Raw genomic sequence first — 22,379 nt, 5'->3', positions numbered from 1 at the left:
GCAAGGCATGCATCCATCATTTCGCCATGGCTCGCGGGCGACAGCGACGCCATTCACGTTCCTGCGTCATTTCCATCATGCCAGAGTTCTGCCAGCGAGGCTGACGGTTGCCCCAACTCAAGCCACAATAAGCAGGCAGCACCCGCTTGATGCACCATCGGCGAGCAGAGACCTCCTGACAAATCTGCCCGAACACCGATGGCGCAGAACCTGACCATATGTTCAGCATCTGGCATGCCACCTGCATCCATGAATGCCAGCAAGCGGTCAGCAATGCCACACAGAGTGCCCATCAAGGTGCCGGTGGCACCCGCGACACTGCAACGACTGACATGCAAGCGCCTCCTGACAGGCGAGCCGTGACCGCAGCACATCCCGACGGTTGTGCTCCATTGATGAGAAGGAATCAGACCATGGCCAATCAGAGCCGCCGTAACTTTATGCGCAACAGCCTGCTGGGGCTCGCTGCCCTGCCACTGGGCGCCGCCATACTCTCACCCCGCGCCCTTGCCGCCGACCTGCCGCGGCTGGATACCTCCAATCCGCAAGCCAAGGCGCTCAACTACGTGGAAGTCGCCAGTGAAGCCAAGGACCACCCTGCCTTCAAGCCGGGCTCGGACTGCGCCAACTGCATGTTCTACAAGCCCGAGAACGAAGGCTGCCAGCTTTTCCCAAGCCATAGCGTCGAGCCGAAGGGCTGGTGTCAGTCCTGGACCAAGCGCCCGGCCTGAGACGCTCAACTGGAACCCTCTGGCTGAGAGCACGAGCACGAGCACGAGAGCCGATTGAGACAAGAAAACCGCCGCGAGGGTGTCCTCACGGCGGTTTTTTCATGCCTGCCTTATGCCGATTGCGCGCCTGTCAGGACCGACATCCCTCGACACCTACTCGATCCGCCATGAGCGTCACCTGACGCCCTGTCAGCCGAGATTGGCGTCCTCCGGCAGTGGCCACTGGTAGCGCCTTGCCACCTCATCGTTCTCCATCGACTCCAGATGGACAGGGAAGCCCCACAGCTGGTGCAGATAGCGCATCACGGGATAGACGCTGCGCGCCAGCGGGCGCCGATCATCCTGCACATGGCGCAGGGTCAGCGAGCGATCACCGCGAATGTTGGCGGCCCACACCTGGATATTCGGCTCACGATGGCTCAGCGCGTACTGCACGCACAGCGCCTCACGAATGCGCTTGTAACCGCGACTGTCGTGGATGGCGTCGATGACGAGATGCTCATCGCTGTCATCATCGACCAGCGAGAACAGCTTGAGATCCCGGATCACCTTGGGCGACAGGAATTGCTGGATGAAGGACTCATCCTTGAAGTTGCGCATCGCGAAGTGCACCGTTTCCAGCCAGTCGCTGCCGGCGATATCCGGGAACCACTCACGATCCTCATCGTCGGGGTGCTCACAGATACGCTTAATATCGGTGAACATCGCGAAGCCCAGCGCATAGGGATTGATGCCGTTGTAATGCGGGTGATCGAAGCCGGGCTGCTGCACCACCGAGGTATGCGACTGCAGGAACTCGAGAATCACGCCCTCGCCGATCAACCCCTCATCGTAGAGCTGATTCATGATGGTGTAGTGCCAGAAGCACGCCCAGCCCTCGTTCATCACCTGTGTCTGGCGCTGCGGGTAGAAGTACTGCGCCAGCTTGCGCACGATACGCACCAGCTCGCGCTGCCAGGGCTCCAGCAACGGGGCATTCTTCTCGATGAAATAGAGCAGGTTCTCCTGCGGCTCCGGCGGATAGCGGCCGCGGCGATGCAGACCGAGGGGGTCATTGACCTCATCGATCACCTCATCCTCTTCGCCCGCCTGGGGAATCGTGGTCCACAACGCATTCACCTGGGCCTGCAGGTAGGCCTCACGCTCCTGCTGACGCTGGACCTCCTCCTCCGGCGAGATGGCCGAAGGACGCTTGTAGCGATCCACGCCATAGTTCTGCAGCGCATGGCAGGCGTCGAGCAGCTGCTCGACGGCGTCCACGCCATGACGCTCCTCGCACTCGGACACGTATTTCCGCGCGAAGACGAGGTAGTCGATGATCGCCGAGGCATCCGTCCAGGTGCGGAACAGATAATTGCCCTTGAAGAAGCTGTTGTGGCCATAGCAGGCATGCGCCATGACCAGAATCTGCATCATCAGGGTGTTCTCTTCCATCAGATAGGCGATGCACGGGTCGGAGTTGATCACCAGCTCATAGGCCAGCCCCATCTGCCCTCGCCGATACGCCTGCTCCACCGACAGGAACTGCTTGCCGAACGACCAGTGATGGTAGCCGACCGGCATGCCGATGCTGGCGTAGGCATCCATCATCTGCTCGGACGTGATCACCTCGATCTGGTTGGGGTAGATATCCAGCTTGTACTGCGCGGCGATGCGCGCGATCTCGCTTTCGAAATGCTCGAGCAATTCGAAGGTCCAATCCGACCCGCTGGCCGGCTGGGTGTCTTCCAGCCGGCTATCGATGCGCTTGCTCATTCGGTCATCAAGACCGCCATCAAGACCATGACTCATGAGGCCTCCTGGCCCGGCGCGACTGCCGGGCACGTCGCATGATGTGATCAGGCGCTGATGCGGCGCTTGAACAGCTCGCGGAACACCGGGTAGATATCGCCTGCCTCGACGATCTGCTGCATGGCAAAGCGTTCCGGAAATTCCGCCTCGACCCGCTCGTACTCCTCCCATAGCGCCTGATGGGCATGCGGCGTGATCTCCACATAGGCGTAGTACTGCAGGCGCGGCATCAGCTTCTTGATCATCAGTTCGCGACAGTTGGTGGAATCGTCGTCCCAGTTGTCGCCATCCGAGGCCTGCGCCACGTAGAGATTCCACTCGCCGGCCGGATAGCGCGATTCGATCACCTCATCGAGCAGCGTGAGGGCACTGGACACGATGGTGCCGCCGGTCTCGCGGGAGTAGAAGAACTCCTCCTCGTCGACCTCCTTGGCAGCGGTGTGGTGACGGATGAAGACCAGCTCGACCTTCTCGTAGTTGCGCTCCAGAAACAGATACAGCAACAGGAAGAAACGCTTGCCGATGTCCTTGTGCGCCTGGGTCATCGACCCCGAGACATCCATCACGCAGAACATCACCGCCTTGTTGGACGGCATCGGCTGATTGATGAGGTGGTTGTAGCGCAGATCATAGGTATCGAGGAACGGCACCGCCTTGAGGCGCGCCTCGAGCCGCTCGATTTCCGCCTTGAGCTCACTGATGCGCACCTTGTTGCGCAGCACCGGGTCCTTGCGCTCCTCCTGCTCCAGCGCTTCGACAGCTTCCTTCAGCGCCCGCTTGATCGGGGAACGCATCGCGATGCGCCGCGCCTGCGCTGAACGCATCGAGCGCACGATGTTGATACGTGCCGGTGTACCGTCACGCGCGATCCCCGCGCGCACCGGGCGCACCTCTTCCATGTCCGCGATCTGCTTGCGCTCCAGATGCGGCAGTTCCAGCCCGTCGAAGACGAACTCGAGAAATTCCTCGCGCGAGAGGGTGAAGGCAAAGTCGTCTTCCCCCTCGCCCTGGTTGGAGGCCTGGCCCTCGCCACTGCCGCCTCCCCCACCACCGCCACTGGGACGGCGCATGCGGTCCCCTTCGACAAATTCCTTGTTGCCGGGATTGATCACACGCCGCTTGCCGCCCTGTCCGTGCTGGAAGACCGGCTCGGAAATGTCACGCGTCGGAATGGAGACTTCCTCGCCGCGCTCCATGTCAGTGATGGAGCGCCGATTGACGGCATCCTCCACCGCCCGCTTGATATGACTGCGATAGCGCCGAATGAAGCGCTGTCGATTCACTGCACTCTTGTTGCGTGCATTGCTGCGTCGATCAATGAAATAACTCATTCGCCCTCCTTGCCGGCCCCGCCCTCAGCGGATGGCCGGATGGCAAGTGCCGGCGGCAATCGTGCCCGCCGGCAGGCCTGTCGTCAGTCGGCAGGGCTTACTGCGACTTGCGTACGCGCAGATACCATTCGGACAACAGGCGCACCTGCTTCTCGGTGTAGCCGCGATCCACCATGCGCGCCACGAAGTCCTCGTGCTTGCGCTGGTCGGATGCCGAGGCCTTGGCATTGAAGGAGATGACCGGCAGCAGCTCTTCGGTATTGGCGAACATCTTCTTCTCGATCACCGCACGCAGCTTCTCGTAGGACTGCCAGCTCGGGTTGGTACCGTTGTTCTGCGCCCGTGCGCGCAGCACGAAGTTGACCACCTCGTGACGGAAATCCTTCGGGTTGGAGATGCCCGCGGGCTTCTCGATCTTCTCTAGTTCCTCGTTGAGTGACTGACGGTCCAGCAGTTCGCCGGTCTCGGGATCGCGATACTCCTGCTCCTGGATCCAGAAGTCGGCATAGGTCACATAGCGATCGAAGATGTTCTGCCCATACTCGGAATAGGACTCGAGGTAGGCGGTCTGGATCTCCTTGCCGATGAAATCGACATAGCGGGGCGCCAGGTATTCCTTGATATAGCGCAGGTAGCGCTCGTGGGTTTCCTTGGGCAGCTGCTCCTGATCGAGGCGCTGCTCCAGCACGTAGAGCAGATGGACCGGATTGGCCGCGACCTCACTGGCATCGAAGTTGAAGACCTTGGAGAGAATCTTGAAGGCAAAGCGTGTCGAGAGCCCATCCATCCCCTCGTCGACACCGGCGCTGTCGCGGTATTCCTGGATCGACTTGGCGCGCGGATCGGTATCCTTGAGGTTCTCGCCGTCATAGATGCGCATCTTCGAGTAGACGCTGGAATTCTCCGGCTCACGCAGACGCGACAGCACGATGAACTGGGACAGCATGCGCAGCGTATCAGGAGCACAGGGCGCCTGGTTCAGCGACGAATGCTCCAGCAGCTTGGCGTAGATCTTGACCTCCTCGGAGGCACGCAGGCAGTAAGGGACCTTGACGATATAGACGCGATCGAGGAAGGCCTCGTTGTTGCGGTTGTTGCGGAATGCCTGCCACTCGCTCTCGTTGGAGTGCGCCAGCACCACGCCATCGAAGGGAATCGCACCCATGCCTTCCGTCGGGTTGTAATTGCCCTCCTGGGTCGCGGTCAGCAGCGGATGCAGCACCTTGATCGGCGCCTTGAACATCTCGACGAATTCCATCAGCCCCTGGTTGGCCTTGCACAGCCCGCCGGAGAAGCTGTAGGCATCCGGGTCGTCCTGGGCATAGAGCTCCAGCTGACGGATATCGACCTTACCGACCAGCGCGGAAATGTCCTGGTTGTTGTCATCGCCCGGCTCGGTCTTGGAGATACCGATCTGATTGAGGCGCGAGGGATAGAGTTTGACCACGCGGAACTTGCTGATATCACCGCCATATTCCTTGAGGCGCTTGGCGGCCCACGGTGACATGGCACTGCGCATGCAGCGCTGTGGAATGCCGTACTCCTTCTCGATCAGCTCGCCATCTTCCTCCGGCGAGAACAGCCCCAGCGGAGACTCGAAGACCGGCGAGCCCTTGATGGCATAGAAGGGAATCTGCTCCATCAGCAGCTTGAGACGCTCCGCCAGAGACGACTTGCCGCCGCCCACCGGGCCGAGCAGATACAGGATCTGCTTGCGCTCCTCCAGTCCCTGCGCCGCATGCCGGAAGTAGGAAACGATCTGCTCGATAGCCTCTTCCATGCCATAGAACTCGGCAAAGCTTGGATAACGGCGGATCAGCTTGTTGGAAAAGATACGGGAAAGACTGGGGTCCTTGGCGGTATCGATGACCTCCGGTTCACCGATGGCCGCCAGCATGCGCTCGGCAGCGCTGGCGTAGGCAGTAGTGTCCTGCCGGCACAACTCCAGGTACTCCTGGAGACTCATCTCTTCTTGCTGAATCCGCTCGTAGCGGCTCTGCACGTGATCGAAGATGCTCATGGAAGCCTCCTTGTCGCGACATCAGTCGCTGGGACCATCGCCGGGCCCACTCAGGTAAGACCGCAAAATTCGTTCGTCCGCTCAGCCTAGATAGCGTACGCAGGACGACTGCCTCGGCGTGTTCATCAGCATAGGTCGATATAGGGTGCTGGTGTCCAATACAGTGAATGAATGCATTCAACGAACTTTCCGCCGGCGGAGCCAGTTCTGCCAAGCACCACAGGATCTACGGCAGCCAGTGGGTCAGCAGACACTACGATGGCGCCTGAACGCCCCTGACAACGCGTTGAAGAAAGCTTCGAAAGACGCGAAAACTCGACCAATGCTTCTGCTGTCGCGGGTGATTCACTCATGTCATGTTGCACCGCAGCACACCTTGAGCATAGGAACAGACTGACGGTTGACGCCAGTCACTCTCACGCCCAGACGACACTGCATACCAGCCAGTCGAGCAAGAATGGCCGCGCCCACACTTCACTCCCGACCACCCCCGCCATGCTTCACGCAGCCTCCTGACTCACCACAAAGACCATGAAAACAACGACTGGCGACGAAGTGGCTACCAACCTGATCAGACGCTTGACTCAGTCACGCATGACGTTGACAAGACCGGACAACAGGCCACAAAAAAATCCCCACCGCCGGGGCGATGGGGATCTCGAGAGAGGCGCTCACGCCTTGGGTACTGCCTGAATCAAGAGGCTCACAGCACGTCGCGAATATCCTTGAGCAAGGCGTCGAGCAACTCGGTGGTGGTATTCCAGGAGCAGACGAAGCGCGCGCCACCCGCACCGATGAAGGTATAGAAGGTCCAGCCACGCTCACGCAGCGCCGCCAGCACATGCTCGGGGAAACTGGCGAACACGCTGTTGGCCTCGCTGGGGAACAGCAGCTCGATGCCCTCCAGCGCCTCGAGTCGCTCGGCCAGATACTGCGCCATGCCGTTTGCATGGCGGGCGTTGTTCAGCCAGACATCATTTTCCAGCAGCCCCATCCAGGGCGCCGCGATGAAGCGCATCTTGGAGGCCAGCTGACCGGCCTGCTTGCAGCGGTAATCGAAATCGCGTGCCAGCTTGCGATCGAAGAAGATCACCGCCTCCCCCATGGCCAGGCCATTCTTGGTGCCGGAGAAGCACAGCACGTCCACGCCCGCCTTCCAGGTCAGCTCAGCTGGCGAGACACCCAGCGCGGCGCAGGCATTGGCGAAACGGGCGCCATCCATATGGATCTGCAGATCATGACGGTCCGCCACTTCACGAATCGCCTGCAGCTCTTCCAGGCTGTAGACGGTGCCGACCTCGGTGCACTGGGTCAGGGAGATCACGCGCGGACGCGGATAGTGGATATCGCTGCGCTTGGTGACCAGCTGCTCGATGCCTTCCGGCGTCAGCTTGCCGTCGGGGCCCGGCGCGTTGAGCAACTTGGACCCGTTGGAGAAGAACTCCGGCCCACCGCATTCATCGGTCTCGATATGGGCCAGTTCGTGGCAGATGACACTGTGGTAGGACTGGCACAGGTGGGCCAGCGACAGGGAGTTGGCGGCGGTGCCATTGAAGACGAAGAACACCTCGCACTCGGTCTCGAACAGCTGACGGAAGCTGTCGGTGACCTGCTGTGTCCAGCGGTCATTGCCGTAGGCGAGATCGTCATCACGATTGGCCTGCATCATGTACGCCATCGCCTCGGGACAGATACCGGACGTGTTGTCACTGGCCAGAAAGCGTGAAGTGCACGCTTCATCGGCAGCAGAGGTCGCAGCGGGGGTCGGGGCAATGGCGTCAGTCGTCATGGGGATTTCCAGAGCGGGACAGGGGATCACCCTGTCCGGTGAAACAGACACGGCTCCCGGATGGCAGGAGCCGCTGCAGAAACTCCATCATAACAGCGCTGCACGCCGCCGCCAGTGGCAGGTGAAGGCTGCACGCAAGCCACCGGAGGGCGCCTCGCGAGAGGAGACGAGCCAGATGACACTCGCCTCGCCAGCACCCTCAGATGGCCTGCAACGCCGGATAACCTCGCCGCCCCTGCAAGCCCCCGCTGTGCAGCACGCGAATGCGCGTACCGCGTGCGATCAGACCATTGGCAAGATGGTGCGCCAGCGTCGCAAACAGCTTGGCGGTGTAGACCGGCTCCACCGCAACGCCTGTCTCGGCCTCGAAGCGCTGAATGAACTGGATCAACCAGTCAGGCGCCTTGGCAAAGCCGCCGGCCTGCGCTCCCAGCCACAGGCCCCACTCCGGCGTCTTCTGCTGGCTGCCGCCACTCTCTGCCAGCAGGCGACGCACACGATGGTAGAGCTGATCGCCATGATTCATGGTCGGCACCCCGATGACCCGCAGCCCATCGCGCTCGCCCAGCGCACTCAGCACCCCGGCAAGCGTCGTGCCGCTGCCACAGGCCAGCAGCACCAGCTGCGGCGCAGATTCGCCCGGCACCGGCTCGGCCAGCGCCTGGGCCAACGGTGCCAGCCCGGCGACGCCCTCCACGCAACCGCCACCCTCGGGAATCCATACTCCCTCGCCATGGCGCCTGGCAAAATCAGGCTGGTCGCGCTGCCGGTACTCGGCTCGAGAGACGAAACTCAAGCGCATGCCATTGTCGCGCGCATCGGCGAGCGTGGGCGTCAGCGGCGCTTCGGGATGCCCGCGCACCAGGCCATGCGTCTCGATGCCCAATCTGGCCCCCGCCGCCGCCAGCGCATGCAGATGGTTCGACCAACCGCCCCCACAGCTGATGATGCCCCGCTTCTCGCTCAACGCCCTGGCCAGCGGCAGGCGCAACTTCCAGGCCTTGTTGCCGGAAATCTCGCTGTCCAGCGTGTCGGCGCGCAGGCACTCGACGATCACACCGGCCTCATCGGCCAGCGGCCACGCCAGGCGCTCGACCGCTGGGGGCGTGAACAGATCCAGCAGGCTGTCCAGTGTCTCGGCTACCGGCGGGGAGGCGGCCAGCGATGATGAAGTCCGAGCATCCTCCCTGTGTGGCGGCAAAGGACTGTCCTCGGTGTCCGGCATCAGAGCCTCAGCGGTGGCATGGCGTGAGGCGGCAGCGTGCGGTGACATGAGCAGATCCCATCGTGGCGGCAAGGCAGAGATCAGAGCGCATCGAGCCGCTGGCGCGGCGCCCGAGGCAAACTCTGAAGACGACAAAGCCACCACGGAGGCACATGCAGCAAAGGCACGGCGTCCGCGGTGGCTTCCATCAGTCTAGGCAGTGGTCAGGCTCAGCTCAACGCTGAATATCCCCATGCGTGATTGCGGTCAACTCAAAGGGCAGCGGCCGCCATGGTGCCCTGCGCGATCGCGCGCTTGGCATCCAGCTCTGCCGCCTTGTCGGCGCCACCGATGATATGCAGCTCCACCCCCGCCGCCTCCAGAGGCGCCTTGAGTTCCAGCACCGAATCCTGACCGGCGCACAGCACGATGCTGTCCAGCGCCAGATGCTGCTCTTCGCCATTGAGGCTGACAGTCAGGCCTTCGCTGTCGATCGAGCGATACTCACAGCCGGCGACCATCTTGACGCCACGCTGCTTGAGGGTCGCGCGATGCACCCAGCCAGTGGTCTTGCCCAGCCCCTTGCCGGGCTTGGAGGTCTTGCGCTGCAGCAGCCACACCTCACGAGGCGCCTGCGGCACCACGGGTGCCTTGAGGCCGCCAGGCGTGCTGACCGAGAGATCCACCCCCCACTCTTCGCACCACAGCTCACCATCCAGCGAGGGCGACGGCTCGACGTGAGTCATCAGTTCCGCGACATCGAAGCCGATCCCGCCAGCCCCGATCAACGCCACGCGCCGCCCGACCCGCTCCGGCGCACTGATCGCCTCGGCATAGCTGAGCACCTGACCCCGTTCGATACCGGCTTCGACACCCTCGATATCCGGCGTCCGCGCCTTCACCCCCGAGGCCAGAATCACGGCATCGAATTCCGCCAGCATCTCGGCGGTGGCGCGAGTATTGAGACGCACCTCGACCCCACAACGCACCAGCTTCTCGTTGAAGTAACGCAGTGTCTCGTCAAACTCTTCCTTGCCGGGGATGCGGCGCGCGAAATTGAACTGGCCACCCACCTCGGGCTGCGCCTCGAACAGCACCACGTCGTGACCACGCTCGGCCGCCGTCACGGCGGCAGACAGTCCCGCCGGCCCTGCGCCCACCACTGCCACGCGGCGCTCATGTCGCGCAGGCTCAATCACCATCTCGGTTTCATGGCAGGCACGCGGATTGACCAGGCACGAGGTCAGCTTCATCTGGAAGGTGTGATCGAGACACGCCTGATTGCAGGCAATGCAGGTATTGATGATGGCAGCATCGTCCGCCCTGGCCTTGCTGACCCATTGCGGGTCCGCCAGGAACGGTCGCGCCATCGACACCATGTCGGCATGGCCCTCGGCCAGCACCGACTCGGCAACCTCGGGCATGTTGATGCGATTGGTGGTGATCAGCGGCAGACTGAGTTCCTGCTTCATGCGCTGGGTCAGCCCCGTGAAGACAGCGCGCGGCACGCTGGTGACGATGGTCGGCACACGCGCCTCATGCCAGCCGATGCCGGTATTGATCAGGCTCGCCCCTGCCGCCTCGATGGCCTTGCCGAGCGCGACCACTTCCTCCCAGGTGCTGCCCTCATCGACCAGATCCAGCATCGAGAGGCGATAGATGATCAGAAAGTCCTCACCCAGCGCGGCACGGATACCGGCGACGATCTCCACCGCCAGGCGGATGCGATTCTCGAAGCTGCCACCGTACTCATCCTCGCGCTGATTGGTGCGCCGACAGATGAACTGGTTGATGAAATAGCCTTCCGAGCCCATCACCTCGACGCCGTCATAGCCGGCCTCGCGTGCCAGGCTGGCGCAGCGCACGTAGTCAGCGATCTGCTCCTTGACCTCTGACGTGCTCAGCGCGCGTGGCGTGAAGGGGTTGATCGGCGCCTGAATCGCCGAGGGCGCGACCTGATCCGGCGAGTAGGCATAACGCCCCGCATGCAGAATCTGCAGACAGATGCGTCCATCCTCGGCGTGCACCGCCTCGGTGACCTCACGATGGTGCTTCGCCTCCTCCGGGGTGGTCAGCTTCGCGGCCCCCTGCATGACAGCCCCTTCCGCATTCGGCGCGATACCGCCCGTGACGATCAGCGCCACCCCGTGGCGTGCACGCTCACGATAGAACGCCGCCAGGCGCGCGAAGCCATCGGGAGTCTCCTCAAGCCCCGTGTGCATAGAGCCCATCAGCACACGGTTCTTGAGCGTGGTGTGGCCCAACGTCAGCGGACGGAAGATATTCGGATAGGCAGTCATTGCGGTCTCTCCTTGGCTGTCTCGAGCACCTCGGACAATCATTGTTATATCGCGCCGCCGCCACTCTCATCAGCAACACTCACTCAGTCATGGTCGTCAGTAACAGGTTGTCAGGACATCAACGACTGATGACAGATGGCAAACGGTCGTATGAAACGAGTGATCCCAGTGTAGAGCATCGCGCCCTTGGCTCAATACTCCCAAAGGCCACATTGCGAATGACATCAGTGATGACATCAGAGAGGTGAGCAACCGCGCAGGACACCCATCAACGGGAAAGAACGAAATGTCGTGATGTGCCCAGGGAGGGCCGACAAGCCTGGAACATGACCAGGTCGAGAAGAGAGAAGAGAGAGGAAAGAGGCAAGGACAGGGAGACAAGTGGGGCTGGATCAGTACTGAGGACTTTCCGACAGCCAGAAACGCAAAAACCCGAGCTCGAAAGCTCGGGTTTCACGAATTCTATGAGATCGAATGGCGGACCGGACGGGACTCGAACCCGCGACCTCCGGCGTGACAGGCCGGCATTCTAACCAACTGAACTACCGGTCCGCATTGGTGGGTGATACTGGATTCGAACCAGTGACCCCAAGCATGTGAAGCTTGTGCTCTAACCAACTGAGCTAATCACCCAACACAAACGATCTTTGCTGCAAGCAGCGGTGATATCTCGCGATTCTGATGGCGGACCGGACGGGACTCGAACCCGCGACCTCCGGCGTGACAGGCCGGCATTCTAACCAACTGAACTACCGGTCCACTTCAGAACAACTCAACATCGGGCGCATGACAAACGAGAATGGCGGACCGGACGGGACTCGAACCCGCGACCTCCGGCGTGACAGGCCGGCATTCTAACCAACTGAACTACCGGTCCACGACAATCGCTTGCTTCTGCTAACGAACCAGGCCATTTAATCAAGTAACGCTTTGAAAAGCAATGACTTTTTTCAAATGGTGGGTGGTACTGGGTTCGAACCAGTGACCCCCAGCTTGTAAGGCTGGTGCTCTACCAACTGAGCTAACCACCCCTGTCTCGTTGGCGCTGCATTCTACGGAATCCGGCCCATGAGTCAATACTTTTTTTGCGCGCAATTTCAGCAATCGTCCGCGACAGAGTATTGATAAGACAGGACTTTCCCGCTGCATATCGCCTGCAGGCCAGTAAACATCAGCGTTGCGTCATCATTCTGACATGCCGCTGTCGCCATCGAAGGCCAGGGTAATGCCCCTCGCAGAGTGACGATTCACTGCCGTTTTCCGCCCAGCGCCGGGTGATTGGCCAAGGCCTGCGCCGCACGCGAAATCAGTCCTTCACGCGTCTCGCCACTCGCTTTTCGTGGCTTGAAATCATGTTCGCCATCATTCAGCCAAAGCAATGTCAGGCTTTCCGGCAACGGATATGCCGTCACTTCCTCGCGAGCTCCGAAGGGATCGCGGCTGCCCTGACAGATCACCCCCGCCATCGGGATATCCGGCAGATGGTCGATACGCAACTTGTCGGGCTTGCCCGTGGGATGAAACGGATAGCCCAGCGCGTACCACCCGTCCGGCAACCGCGCATGCGTCGCCCGGGTCAACTCCACCAGCAGATGGGAGGCCACACGACTGCCCATCGACTTGCCGCCGACCAGCCAGGGCAGCGATCGCAAGGAGTCGACGGCCGCTACACACGCCATCAGCGCCTGACACCAGCGCGCCATCTCCTCGATCAGCCCGGGCAGCCGGGGCGGCGGTCGGCGACGGCCTTCACAGCGCATCCTGACGAGATAGCCGAAATCGAATGCCAGCCACGCCATGTCTTGCATCAGGCAGGCAGCGCCGAACTGTTGATGGAAGTCGGTCTCACGCCCGGCGCCGGCACCATGCGCATGCAACAGCAGGGCACGCCCCGGTCGCCCATGGATCTCAAGCGGGCCCAGTTCCGCCAACCAGCCTCGCCACGGCTCTCGCGCGGCCAGCGCGTCGTGGGACATGGTCTGGCGGGCAGCAAGCTCCGAGGCGACTTCGGCCAGGCTGGCGACACGAAAGCCTTCCTCGGCGTAAGGGCTGGGAACCTCAGCCGTATTGGACGCATTGGCATCTTCGTCCGATGATGAAGTGACGGCGGGCAAGCGAAATTCTCCTGTTGATCTCGTACGGCTCGCGCCAGACAACGCTGGAACCGATGAGGGGTAAACGCTGCATTCCAGCGCGAGGGATGGCCTGTCAGTCGGTCATGGTCGCGCGTGATATCGGTCAGCGCCAGCCCTGCCGCCCTGACAGGGGCGTCGATGACCTGGCCGCTCCCGCAGCGCCGCTTCCAGCACCGTCACCACCAGCACTGCGCTTTCGCCCACTGCCGACGAGGTCGTGATATGCGTACAGCTCTTGAGGCTTCGGCCTGCCATCCCCGCGTGAACCACCATCATCACGCAAGCCATGATTTCGCTCGCATGGCCGTCATCTGGGGCCTGCTCAGCCTCTGTCTGGCGGTGTGGCTCAACCTCATCTGGCTATGGCCCTCGCTGGGGCCGGAAGTGGCCTGGCTGAGCTACGGCCGCCTCGCGCCCTTGCAACATCACCTGCTGCTCTACGGTCTGGGCGGTTCGGCAGTGATCGCCGGCGGCTACTCCATCGCCATGCACAGTGTCCTGCAACGCGAATCACGCACGGACGCCGAGACGGCGATAGCGGATATCGCACTGCCCCCCTTCACGCTCAAGTTGATGCATTTCACCTTCCTCGGCTGGCAGGCCGTGGTCGCGCTCGGCGCACTGGCGATTGTCGCAGGCTACTCCTCGGGCCAGTACATGACCGAAGCGCCCTGGCTCGTCGATCTCCTGATGACCCTCGTCTGGCTGGCCGTGGCGTGGGTCTTCTTCACGGTGCTGGAACAGCGCACGCTGCGCCGCCTGCCGGTGGCCTGCTGGTACTTCATCGCCGGCCTGATGCTGGTGTTGATGCAGCATGTGCTGATCTCGCTCAGCGTGCCGATCGGCCTGCTGGAATCGATACCGCTCTTCACGGGCAGCCTCGAGGTACTGATTCAGCGCTGGCAGGCCGGGCCACTCCCCGGCGGAATGTTCGCATTCGGCCTCATTGCCTTGCTCCATCACATGGTGACGAGCCGCTCGCGGCTGCCGCTCTACTCGCATCGGCTGGCCACCACCAGCTTCTGGATGCTGGTGCTGCTGGTGACATGGGGAGGTGCTCCGCTGCTGTTCGCGAGCGCCCTGCCGGCCTGGAGCCAGACGCTGGGCATGGCGATGGGCATCCTGCTGCTGGCGCCGGGGCTGGCACTCAGCCTCAATGGCCTGATGACACTCAAGGAGGATTGGCACTCATTGCGCCGGGACCCGCTTAACTGCCTGCTGGCGGCAGCTCTGATCAGCTTCGCCCTCGCGGTTCTTGAATACAGCCTGCTGTCACTGCCGACCCTCAATGCCCTGACCTTCAGTGCCGCCAACAGTCTGTCGCCGGCAGCAAGCCTGGGGGTGGTCGCGACAGTCGCCATCGTGATGGCCTACCACCTGCTGCCCCCGATGCGCTCCCTCGCGCTGCTCAAGATGCACGCCCCGCTGGCCATCATCGGTACCCTGCTGTGCATTGCCGCCAGCTGGGCGACCACGCTGCTTCAAGGCAGCATGTGGCATGTGCTGGCAGATGACGGCAGGCCGCTATACACCTTGAGCGAGGTGCTGGAAGCGGCCCGCATGCCGATGATGATCTCGCTGGGCGGGCTCGCCTGCTGGGCGCTCGGCTTGCTGCTGATGCTTCTCAACGTGACGCGCACCCTGGCTGATCAAAAGAGCGAACGCCAAGCCGCTCACGAGCGCCAGCGCCTGAGCTCCGGCTCACGCAAGGCATCATCAGAACCTGCCAGGCACTCTGCGCCCCCCTCTACCACGCCCCCTGCCACATCCTCGGGAGGGCACTACGCATGAGACATGTCCTGCTCGAACGTCACGCCGGCCTGATGACGGCACTATGTCTGCTCACCATGAGCCTCGGCGCCCTCGCCCAGCTGGTGCCGCTCGGGGCTCACCCCAGCCTCGCCAGCGCACCCGAAGACCTCAAACCGCTGAGCGCCCTGGCGCTGGAGGGCCAGCGCATCTACCAACGCGAGGGTTGTCAGCAGTGCCACACACGCATGGTGCGCGATCTACCGGGCGACACGGCGCGACACGGCGATGCGACGATCGCTCGGGCGCGCTACTACGACCGCCCTTCGCTGTGGGGCGTAGAGCGCTGGGGGACGGATTTGAGCCAGCTGCCTGCGCAGCATGACGATGCCTGGCAGCGCCTGCACCTGAATGACCCGCGCAGCCAGGTGCCGGGCTCAGCGATGCCCGCCTACCCGTGGCTGTTCGAGCGGGCGTTGAGCGGCGAAGGCATCGCGGCCCGCATGCGAGCCCTGCAAGGCCTGGGCGCGCCCTACGCGGAAGACGAGATTCTCGCCGCCCCCAATGACGTGCGTGGCACTGCTGAAATCACGGCGCTGCTCGCCTACCTGCAGCAGGCCGCCCCCGCGAGCGACATCGCCAGCCGCGACCCATGACAGGACACCGCTCAGGAGACACGACATGAATCTGCTGGAGACAACTGGACTCCCCCTGTTCTGGAATCTCTGGGTGCTGGCCCTCACGCTGGGCAGCCTGGTGCTGTTCGCCATGCTGGCACTGGGCAGTCTTTCGCGCGCTACAAGCGGTGACAGCGACGAGCGCGAAGGCGATGGCCCCATGCAGGAACATCGCATCAATGGCGTACGTCAGCCTGACACACCAGCGCCACGTGCCTGGGGCATACTGGCACTGGCGACGCTGGCCGCCGCACTGATCCTGCTGCTCGGCGCAGCGGGCTGAGGCAGGTCGTCGCGGTATGGTCACGCGGGGCCAACCAGGCCTAAAGTTCACACACCTTGCAACGCCCATGGGTTGGGCAGGATAATGAATTAATAAAATCTAATATTATGGCGTCACGAAATTGCACTGCGCCAGCCGATGAGCGCTCAGACTCTGGCCGCTCGAATCACATCGGCTGAGCAGGGTAGCGGCGGGCGACAAGGCCCCGCCCCACCATTCGTTGCGCCTGAAAGACCCCTCCGCTGCCCTGCCCCAGGGGTAGCGGTGACATTCCTCAGGAGAGTCACCATGACGGCCAATGCACAGGCATCACACCGCTTGCGCGCCCATGAAGCCCGCTGCCAGACCTGTTCGCTGAGTTCACTGTGCCTGCCACTGGCACTGAACATGGAAGATATCGACCAGTTTGACGCCATCATCCGCCGTCGCGCGCCACTCAGAAAAGGAGAAGTGCTCTTCACCCAGGGCGATGCCTTCGATTGCGTCTTCACGGTGCGCTCCGGAAGTCTCAAGCAGATCACCAATGAAAACAGCGGCATGGAGCAGCTGACCGGCTTCTACCTGCCCAGCGAGCTGGCCGGGCTCGATGCCATCGACAGCAATTGCTATCCCGGCACCGCCGTGGCGCTGGAGACCACCACCGTCTGCGAGATTCCCTTCGACCGCCTCAATGCGCTCTCGGAGCAGATGCCGGAGCTGAGAACCCAGCTGTTCAAGAGCCTGAGCAAGGAGTTGCACGAAGATCGCCGCATGATGATGCTGCTGTCGCGCAAGACAGCCGATGAGCGACTGGCGAGCTTCCTGGTCAACCTGTCACAGCGCTTCCGTCGTCGTGGCTATTCGCCGTACAGCTTCCGCCTCTCGATGGCACGCGCCGATATCGGCAACTATCTGGGACTGGCCGTCGAAACCATCAGCCGTATCCTGACCCGCTTCCAGACCCAGGGGCTGGTCGACATTCGTGCCCGCGAGGTGCATATCCTGCATCTGGATGGCCTGATCGAACTGGCCGAAGGCGAGTGTCAGGGCGGTCGCTGATGACGCCTGCTGACAGCACATCACGCTGAGCGACACTGCGCTGATCCGCCGACATGGCGCCATGTCGGCACCACACAAGACAGAAGCCCGCCACGCAATTTGCGTGGCGGGCTTCTTCTTTCTGTCAGGCCAGTCGTCAGTCGTCCTGACAACCCTGACAGTCCTGACAACCCTGACAGTCCTGACAGTCCTGACAGTCCTGACAACAGGCCTTGTCTCGGCCTTCGCTGGCGATCAGCGGTTCTCGAGGCGGTTATAGTCCAGCAGGCCCGCTTCGACAGGGCGATCAGCATAGTTGGTGCGCAGCACGCTGTCGGAGAACTCCCAGAAGCGCGGATCAGTCCGGCGCACCCCGATATCGGCCTGCAGGGCGCGATAGTCCTCTTCGGTCTCGAGTGCCGCCACCCGCCCTGCCAGCCCCGTCAGGGTGTCAGGCGTCAGACGCCAGAAGGCATTCGGGTAATCGCCCGCCACGCCCCGCAAGACGTCGAGAGTGTCTTCCTCAGGACGGCGATTTTCCTCCTCATCGAACAGGCTGGTGATGTTGGCGTGGGCGGAATTGCGCAGCACGCTGTAAAGGCGCGGCGAGTCATCAGTGCCATCCTCCAGCGCGACGATCGTCACCTCCGGCATCAGGCTGGCCGAGACTCCCTGCACCGCAGCGAGGGCCTGCAGCTCATGTCGCACGTGCTCGTCCTCGACATTGCTCAGGCTGCGCTCATGACCGAGTTCCGGCGCGAGGCGCTCCTGCATGCGCCGCATCAGACCAAGGCGAGCCTGGTTCGGCGATGACAGCTCCTGCGGTGTCCAGACGATGCCACTGGGTGCATCGAACTGCGGCGGCTTCTTGAACAGCAGCTCGCCAAGCCCGGGGTTGACGTCGCGATACCAGCTGTCATGCACCGCCTGGCGCTCGCCCGCCGGCAACAGCACCAGCAGGTTGTTCTCACCTTCCATGCGCAGGAAGTCCATGTACAGACGGGTGACCAGCTGATGGCCGAGATTGCCATAGACATCGAAGCCGGCGACCAGCAGATAGTGGATGCGCTCCAGCATCGGGTAATCGATGATCCAGCCCGTCTTGGGCACGCCACCGACCAGCCCCTTCATCACCGCCGCATTGTCGAAGTGACGATAGATGGTCAGGGCCGCGTTGGGGTTGCGCCCCTGGCCGGGGCCGTCGGTCCAGCCGCTGCCGTCCCACAGCACTCGCTCATCCAGGCGCAGATCGCCATCGAGATAGGCCTGGGACATCAGGCGCTGCTTGGCCTTGAGGTAGGCGGTCTGCTTGCTCTCGAACTTGACCCAGGAGCTGATCGGCAACGCATTGCTGCTCTGCTCTGCGGGCAGGCTGAGATTCTTCCCTTCCTCGGCCAGGGTGCGTTCCACTTCCGGGTGGCTGAACATCTTCGGATCAGTGAAGCCGACCCAGAAGTGATCATTGATCACATCCACCGCGACCTGACCGCGACAGACCGGCCCCTTGATGAAGCCCATGATGGTGTTCTGCGACTCATCCAGCATGAAGCGATAGCGTGACTCGGCCGGAATGGCCTCGAAGGTCAGGAAAGGATTCGAGGCCGTCTTGAGGTCGTAATCCGGCAGGTCATCCACCGGGTAATCCGGCGCCAGGAACAGCGCCTGCCAGCGTTTGAAACGAGCATCATCGAGCGCATAGGGCAGATGATTCTTGGCCAGGACCGTCGCGCGCTCCTGCCACAGACGGTAATAGACCCGCGGGCGCCCGGCGTCATCGTGGGGCAGGCTCGCGCGCTCATCGGCGGTGTAGGAGGCATAGGGTGCATCGTAGGGGCGGCGCGTGGAGATGCGCTTGATCGGCTCGCCCGGCGGGGTGCTGGAACGCACCAGCTTGAAGAAGATCGGCCGTCCGTCCGCGCCCTTGATGCCCGGGAAATACACATGGCTCAGGAAGAGATGCTCGTAGATATAGCGATTCATCAGGCGCTGCTTGAGGCTGTCGCCATTGAAGAAGCGCTCGGCCTGCTCGATGTGCGGCATCAGCGCCTGGGGCAGCGGTGCCGGGCCCGTCATCGCACCACCCTTGGCCAGCCAGTTCACCAGCGTGCGGTGCTCTTCATCGCTGACCTGTGGCAGGGCGTAGGGCATGCCCCAGTCAGGATGGTCTTCGGCGAACTTGTCGTAGCCCTCCACGGGGGCACACACCTGACTGCGATTGAGCGACAGGTCGAAGCGGTCTTCCGGCAGCAGGCCATCTTCCGTCACCGGCAGCGGCGCCTTGCGCTTCTGGCTGAGCGCACGGAACAGCACACTGCCCTCCAGATTGGCGGCCGGAGAGTCGAAGCGCTCATTGAGCACCGGCGAGAAGTCCATGCTGCGCCACTGCTCGGTGGTGTCCGCGTCCTCGAACATGCGCGTCAGATTGGCCGCCAGCAGGCGCGTGCCATCGTAGACCGGCGCCGGATTCATGCCGCGATCGATCCCGGCGGCCGATGACATCTTGAGCTGACAGGGAGCGTCGTAGCAGCCATGACAGACCACGCAGCGCGTCTCGATCACCGGCTTGACCTCATCCTCCCACTGGCGCCCGGCAAGACTGTCGTGTGACACCACCCGCTCACGCGGTGACGCGGGGCCGAAACGCTCATCGAGCTGATGAATCGCGACGGCACTGCAGCCCCCCAACAGTAGAACGAGCACGATGCTCCAGCGCCAGCGCGGTATGCGCCACAGGCGTCGAAGTAGGTCCGGCATGGGGAACTCCAGCAAGAGGAAGGGATATCGGCAATCGGGCAGATGATGGCGAAAGCGTACCATAAGCAGGCTCACGAACTCGCCAGGACTGCCTTTCCAAGCATAGTGAACAATGATGTCAGATTTTTTCTGGCGCCTCCGCATCCAACCTTGTTTTGACGGCGTATGACTTAATGACCCGCCTGAACGAGCTGTCTGACGCTAGCGGGTACCACGATGTTCCTGATCCATAATTCAAAAAATATGGGCCCTGCCCGATAGGAAGCCATCATGACCATGAAGAAGACCGTTACTGCCGCTACCTTCGCTGCTGCTGCCGCCGCGCTGTTCTCCACTGCCGCTCTGACCTCACTGCCGGTGCACGCCGGTGACAATGCCGTGAAGTGCTCCGGCATCAACTCCTGCAAGGGCACCTCCGAATGCGCGACTGCCAACAGCGCCTGCAAGGGCCACAACGCCTGCAAGGGCCAGGGCTGGTCGTACACTGCCAGCGCTGAATCCTGTGTCGGCGAAGGTGGTACTGTCGTCGAGGGCTGATCCTCAGGCACGCAGAGGCGTCTGCCCTGGCAGGCGCCTCTGGCGAATACCCGACGGGAGGACGGCACACCGTCCTCCCGTTCCTGATTCTGGCTCTAGCTCTGGTTCTGGCTCTGTTTCTGTCCGGGAACCCTGGCGGGTGTCTTTCAGCTCTTCTGACTCGCCATCTGCCTCGCCCTTTTCCGCACCCTCTGCCTTCGCTCAGAAGAGGACTCACGCATGACGACAGCTGTCACCGCTCGCCTGCCCACGCCCGCCAGCGCCGGCATCGGTCAGGGGCTGGGGCTGCGCCCCGAGTACTACCACGAGATTCTGACGACGCTGCCGGACATCGACTGGTTCGAGGCCATCAGCGAGAACTACATGGGTCACGGCGCCAGAGAATCCGGTGGCCTGAGTACCGGTGGTCTGAGTGCCGGCGGCAAGCCACTGCATCACCTCGAGCGAGTCCGCGAGCACTACCCCATCGCCTTGCATGGCGTCTCGCTGTCCATCGGTGGCAGCCATCCCATCGACAGCCGTTACCTGCGCGAGCTGCGCGCCTTGTGCGAGCGCATCGAACCGCTGTGGGTCTCCGATCACTTGTGCTGGACGCGCACCGGCGCGCATCAGTTCCACGACCTGCTGCCGCTGCCCTATACCGATGCCACCATCGACCATCTGGCCGAACGCATCGATCAGGTCCAGAACGCACTCGGCCGTCAATTATTGCTGGAAAATGTCTCCAGCTACCTGACCTGGCGCCCTGACGAGATGAGCGAATGGGAGTTTCTGGCGGAAGTCAGCCGCCGCGCCGACTGCCTGATCCTGCTCGACCTGAACAATGTCATCGTCTCCAGCAACAATCATGGCTTTGATCCGCTGGCCTATCTGGACGCCATGCCGACAGAGCGCGTCTGGCAGCACCATCTGGCCGGGCATATCCGGCAGGAAGTCTCCGGCGGCGAGCTGTGCATCGACACCCATGACCAGCCCGTCCCGGACGCCGTGTGGACGCTATATGACGCCGCGCGGGAGTGCTTCGGCGATGTCGCCACCATGATCGAGCGCGACGACAACTTCCCGCCCTGGTCAGAATTGATGCAGGAGTACGCCGAGCTGCGCCGCCGCAGTGGTCGTCCGCTGGCGGATGCCACGCGCGCGAATCAGACGCCAGACCACGGAGGGCTGCGCGCATGACGCAAGCGAGCCCCGCAGGCGGTGCTGATCGCAGTGCCTTGGCGCAGCTGCAGGAGACCACGGGCGCCTACCTCGCGACACCGAGCCCTGACACCCGCAGCGCGGCGGCCGAGGCCGTCATCAGTGATCAGCTTGCCAGCGCCGAGGAGCGCCTCGACATCTACGCGATGGCCTATCGGCTGCGGCTCTTCGAGGTCTTCGGCGGGGATTTCGAGGCCGTGCACACCCTGATCGGCGATGACGCCTTCGGGCTGCTGTGTCGTGACTACCTCGCGGCCCACCCACCGAGTCATTATTCGATTCGCTGGGCCGGCCAGCATTTCCCGGCCTTCGTCGCGGCGCGCGAACCCGAGCGCTCCCTGGTCACCGAGATGGCCGCCTTCGAGTGGGCATTGGGACTGGCGCTGGATGTGGTGGACAGCCCCCCGCTGAGTGTCGAGACCCTGCAGACGCTGGCCCCCGAGGAGTGGCCAGAGCTGGCCCTGGCAGCGCATCCGTCCCTCAAGCGCTTCTCGTTCCACTTCGATACGCCAGCCATCTGGAAGGCCATCGACAACGATGAGCCGCCACGCGCACCGGTCGAGTCCGACACGCCCTCGCCCTGGATCGTCTGGCGCCAGCCCACCGCTGGCGCGCCCGAGGTGCACTATCGCTCTCTCGATGCGCTGGAAGACCTGGCTCTCGGCGCCATCCTCGCGGCCGGCGCCGAGGGCCTGAGCTTCGGCCGGCTCGGTGAGCTGCTGACGCCGCAGGTGGGGGCAGAGCAAGCCCCGAGCGTCGCGATCAACCTGCTGGTGCAGTGGCTCGCCGCCGGACTGCTGATCAGGCCCTGACATCAGGCCCTGACATAGGCATCCGCGCGCCCGACGCCACAGCGGACAT

General features: G+C 62.7%; 16 protein-coding genes and 5 tRNA genes. 8 read left to right on the top strand and 13 right to left on the bottom strand.

The window, feature by feature from the left end:
* The first annotated feature begins 413 nt into the window (after positions 1 to 413).
* On the top strand, positions 414 to 731 hold the full coding sequence (locus tag AOG28_RS02935; RefSeq protein WP_043334757.1) for a high-potential iron-sulfur protein: 318 nt from the start codon (positions 414 to 416) through the stop codon (positions 729 to 731).
* Positions 732 to 920: 189 nt separating this feature from the next.
* Here the strand turns inward: AOG28_RS02935 and AOG28_RS02930 are convergent, their stop codons facing one another.
* From AOG28_RS02930 to AOG28_RS02875, 12 genes are all read right to left on the bottom strand, one after another.
* Positions 921 to 2,486: a SpoVR family protein gene (locus AOG28_RS02930; RefSeq protein WP_054555423.1), complete on the bottom strand. Its 1,566-nt coding sequence runs from the start codon at positions 2,484 to 2,486 to the stop codon at positions 921 to 923.
* A gap of 83 nt (positions 2,487 to 2,569) precedes the next feature.
* Complete coding sequence (locus tag AOG28_RS02925) at positions 2,570 to 3,853, bottom strand: YeaH/YhbH family protein (protein WP_043334759.1); 1,284 nt, start codon at positions 3,851 to 3,853, stop codon at positions 2,570 to 2,572.
* A 97-nt stretch (positions 3,854 to 3,950) separates the two neighbouring features.
* Positions 3,951 to 5,873, bottom strand: a complete 1,923-nt coding sequence (locus AOG28_RS02920; protein WP_043334761.1) for a PrkA family serine protein kinase — start codon at positions 5,871 to 5,873, stop codon at positions 3,951 to 3,953.
* Between the two features lie 703 nt (positions 5,874 to 6,576).
* A complete protein-coding gene (locus tag AOG28_RS02915; protein ID WP_054555271.1) occupies positions 6,577 to 7,662 on the bottom strand; it encodes a threonine aldolase family protein in 1,086 nt (361 codons plus the stop codon).
* A gap of 199 nt (positions 7,663 to 7,861) precedes the next feature.
* Complete coding sequence (locus AOG28_RS02910; protein WP_054555270.1) at positions 7,862 to 8,935, bottom strand: 1-aminocyclopropane-1-carboxylate deaminase/D-cysteine desulfhydrase; 1,074 nt, start codon at positions 8,933 to 8,935, stop codon at positions 7,862 to 7,864.
* Between the two features lie 203 nt (positions 8,936 to 9,138).
* Positions 9,139 to 11,166, bottom strand: coding sequence for an NADPH-dependent 2,4-dienoyl-CoA reductase (locus AOG28_RS02905; RefSeq protein ID WP_054555269.1), 2,028 nt, complete (start codon positions 11,164 to 11,166; stop codon positions 9,139 to 9,141).
* A 475-nt stretch (positions 11,167 to 11,641) separates the two neighbouring features.
* Positions 11,642 to 11,718, bottom strand: a tRNA-Asp gene (locus AOG28_RS02900).
* A 4-nt stretch (positions 11,719 to 11,722) separates the two neighbouring features.
* A tRNA-Val gene (locus AOG28_RS02895) sits at positions 11,723 to 11,799 on the bottom strand.
* 49 nt (positions 11,800 to 11,848) lie between these two features.
* A tRNA-Asp gene (locus tag AOG28_RS02890) sits at positions 11,849 to 11,925 on the bottom strand.
* Between the two features lie 41 nt (positions 11,926 to 11,966).
* Positions 11,967 to 12,043, bottom strand: a tRNA-Asp gene (locus AOG28_RS02885).
* Positions 12,044 to 12,121: 78 nt separating this feature from the next.
* A tRNA-Val gene (locus AOG28_RS02880) sits at positions 12,122 to 12,197 on the bottom strand.
* A 216-nt stretch (positions 12,198 to 12,413) separates the two neighbouring features.
* Positions 12,414 to 13,280, bottom strand: a complete 867-nt coding sequence (locus AOG28_RS02875) for an alpha/beta family hydrolase (RefSeq protein ID WP_054555268.1) — start codon at positions 13,278 to 13,280, stop codon at positions 12,414 to 12,416.
* A 321-nt stretch (positions 13,281 to 13,601) separates the two neighbouring features.
* On the opposite strand from AOG28_RS02875, the gene AOG28_RS02870 reads away from it, so the two are divergent.
* From AOG28_RS02870 to fnr, 4 genes are all read left to right on the top strand, one after another.
* Positions 13,602 to 15,092 carry a cbb3-type cytochrome c oxidase subunit I gene (locus AOG28_RS02870; protein WP_054555267.1) on the top strand — a complete coding sequence of 497 codons (1,491 nt, stop codon included), beginning with the start codon at positions 13,602 to 13,604 and terminating at the stop codon, positions 15,090 to 15,092.
* A complete protein-coding gene (locus tag AOG28_RS02865; protein ID WP_054555266.1) occupies positions 15,089 to 15,706 on the top strand; it encodes a cbb3-type cytochrome c oxidase subunit II in 618 nt (205 codons plus the stop codon). Before AOG28_RS02870 ends, AOG28_RS02865 begins: the two co-directional genes overlap by 4 nt.
* A 25-nt stretch (positions 15,707 to 15,731) precedes the next feature.
* Positions 15,732 to 16,010, top strand: coding sequence for a hypothetical protein (locus AOG28_RS02860; RefSeq protein ID WP_054555265.1), 279 nt, complete (start codon positions 15,732 to 15,734; stop codon positions 16,008 to 16,010).
* A 288-nt stretch (positions 16,011 to 16,298) separates the two neighbouring features.
* Positions 16,299 to 17,048 (top strand): fumarate/nitrate reduction transcriptional regulator Fnr, encoded by a 750-nt coding sequence (gene fnr, locus AOG28_RS02855; protein ID WP_043333190.1) that lies wholly within the window; start codon positions 16,299 to 16,301, stop codon positions 17,046 to 17,048.
* A 234-nt stretch (positions 17,049 to 17,282) separates the two neighbouring features.
* Here the strand turns inward: fnr and AOG28_RS02850 are convergent, their stop codons facing one another.
* Entirely contained in the window at positions 17,283 to 19,781 is a 2,499-nt protein-coding gene (locus AOG28_RS02850) for a fatty acid cis/trans isomerase (protein WP_054555264.1), read from the bottom strand.
* A 270-nt stretch (positions 19,782 to 20,051) separates the two neighbouring features.
* On the opposite strand from AOG28_RS02850, the gene bufA2 reads away from it, so the two are divergent.
* The 3 genes from bufA2 (at position 20,052) to AOG28_RS02835 (ending at position 22,330) form a co-directional block, all read left to right on the top strand.
* Positions 20,052 to 20,318 (top strand): BufA2 family periplasmic bufferin-type metallophore, encoded by a 267-nt coding sequence (gene bufA2 / locus AOG28_RS02845; protein ID WP_197738697.1) that lies wholly within the window; start codon positions 20,052 to 20,054, stop codon positions 20,316 to 20,318.
* 219 nt (positions 20,319 to 20,537) lie between these two features.
* Entirely contained in the window at positions 20,538 to 21,497 is a 960-nt protein-coding gene (gene bufB, locus AOG28_RS02840) for an MNIO family bufferin maturase (RefSeq protein WP_054555263.1), read from the top strand.
* Complete coding sequence (locus AOG28_RS02835) at positions 21,494 to 22,330, top strand: HvfC/BufC N-terminal domain-containing protein (protein ID WP_054555262.1); 837 nt, start codon at positions 21,494 to 21,496, stop codon at positions 22,328 to 22,330. The genes bufB and AOG28_RS02835 overlap by 4 nt, the downstream gene beginning before the upstream one ends.
* Positions 22,331 to 22,379: the final 49 nt, after the last annotated feature.

The sequence above is a fragment of the Cobetia sp. UCD-24C genome, assembly GCF_001306765.1.
In the GTDB taxonomy this organism is placed as follows: domain Bacteria; phylum Pseudomonadota; class Gammaproteobacteria; order Pseudomonadales; family Halomonadaceae; genus Cobetia; species Cobetia amphilecti.
The sequence above is the reverse complement of the archived record's forward strand: the minus strand, read 5'-3'. Positions and strand labels throughout refer to the sequence as shown.